Raw genomic sequence first — 1873 nt, 5'->3', positions numbered from 1 at the left:
GGCCGGGAAACTCCCGGCCCCCGACGTCTTCGGATCAAACGGGCTGCGGGGTCAGGCGCTTGTGGCCCTTGCGGTCGTAGTACACGGTCATCGCGAAGCCGAAGAGCAGCGCGATGGCCGCACCGATCGCGATCATGATCCAGGCGCGGGTGAGGCCGGCGTCGCCGCGTGCGTCGAAGTAGAGGATCGCGCGGACGCCGTCGCTGAGCTGGCGCATGGGCTCGAAGTGGGACAGGAAGTCGTAGAAGCCGGGGACCGCCTGGAGCGGCACGGTGGCGCCCGAGGACGGCAGCCCCAGCACGATGAACACGAACATGGACACCAGCTGGCCGATGCCGCCGAAGGCGGCGTTGATGGCCTGGACGCCGAGGCCGACCGCGAGGGACGCGCAGTAGGAGTAGATCCACAGCAGGGGGATGTGGGTTGCGTCCATGTCGAGGATGCTGACGCAGGCGAGCATCACGAGGGAGACGCTGACGAGCGTGATGCCCGCCGTCATGGCCATCTTTAGCAGCAGGGTCTGGGTGCGGTTGATCGGGACCGTGGGCAGTCGGGTGTGCCAGGGGCCGATCTCGTTGTCGGCGTAGCCGAGGGCGGTGTCCACGCCGTTGCTGATGACGTTGCCGCCCATGAATCCGGCCAGGACGAGCAGCAGGGTGAAGTAGAACGCGGTCAGTCCCAGTCCGCTGTGGTTGCCGAGGGGGTGGCCGACCTGGGTGGTGACCGCGACCGGATCGGCGAGCAGCAGTTTCGTCCTCGAGTCCGCGGTGGCCGTCGTGAGCTGCTTGCCGATGGTCTGCGAGGCCTGGTGGCCGGCCGCCGTGGTGATCTGGCTCGCCAGGGAGGAGCCGAGGCTGCCCTTGCCCGGGTTGGTGAGCACGGTGATGACCGGACGCTCGGTGGCCCTGGCCGTGGTGAGCGCGGCGACGGAGTCCGTGAAGTCGGAGGGGATCACCAGGGCGCCGTAGACCTTGCCGGAGTCCAGTTCGTCCTGGGCCTGCGCACGGGTGAGCGTGTGCCACTCGGCCTTGCCGCCGGCGGAGTCGGCGGTGATGGCCGCGCTGATCTGGGTGCCCAGATTCTGCTTCTGACCGGGCAACGGCTTGCCCGTGTCCGCGTTGACCAGCGCGATCGGCAGGTCGTGCAGGTCGCCCTGCGGGTTGACGATGCCGCCCATGTAGAGCAGGGACAGCAGCAGGGCGAGCAGCCCGGTGAGGACCGTGGGCGCCACCCACAGCTTGGGGCGGCGCAGGAGTGCGGTGGCGCGTGCCTGAGGGCCGGCGCCGGGAGACGTGGCGTCGGGGGGTGTGGCGTCGGAGGTCATGGTTCTCCGTCGTGTTCTGGGACGCGGTGGGTGGGGCCCGCACGGGACTCCTCGTTAGGCGCTCGCGCGCGCCTTCTCGTACAGGACGGGGTCGTGGGCGCTGACGATGGTGAGGTCAGTATCGGCGCGCCGGTACAGCTCGGCCAGACGGGCGTGGTTGTCGCGGACCTTCTTCAGGTCGAACCCGACGACGGTCTCCATGCTGCGCAGGGAGGCGGGGACGGGGGAGCGGCCGTCGAGGGTGCCGTGGTGGTAGAAGGCGTCGCCGGCGTGCAGGATCCAGCGCGTACCGGTGTCGACCGCCACGGCGGCGTGGCCGCGGGTGTGGCCGGGCAGGGCGATCAGGACGATGCCGGGCGCGATCGCGTCGAGTTCCCTGGCCGCGGCGAACCCGCGCCACTGCTCGCCGTCGGGTCGGTGCTCGACGAGCTTCGGGCCGTGCGCCCACTGCGCCGAGCTGTAGCGGATCCGCTCCCGCCAGGTGGGGGAGTGGACGGCTCCGCGCGCCTCGTCCGCGGTGAGGTGGACCTGGGCGTGGGGGAAGTCGGA

At 70.5% G+C, this 1873-nt stretch carries 1 protein-coding gene and 1 pseudogene; both read right to left on the bottom strand.

Annotated features, from left to right (window positions below; translation table 11 throughout):
- Positions 1-34: 34 nt before the first annotated feature.
- A complete protein-coding gene (locus tag ACWD4O_RS48710; RefSeq protein WP_451289588.1) occupies positions 35-1324 on the bottom strand; it encodes a YhgE/Pip domain-containing protein in 1290 nt (429 codons plus the stop codon).
- A 54-nt stretch (positions 1325-1378) separates the two neighbouring features.
- Positions 1379-1873: pseudogene (locus tag ACWD4O_RS48705) on the bottom strand (MBL fold metallo-hydrolase); the annotation flags it as partial.

The sequence above is a fragment of the Streptomyces sp. NPDC002623 genome, from assembly GCF_053592635.1.
This window is presented reverse-complemented; position numbering and strand designations above follow the sequence as displayed.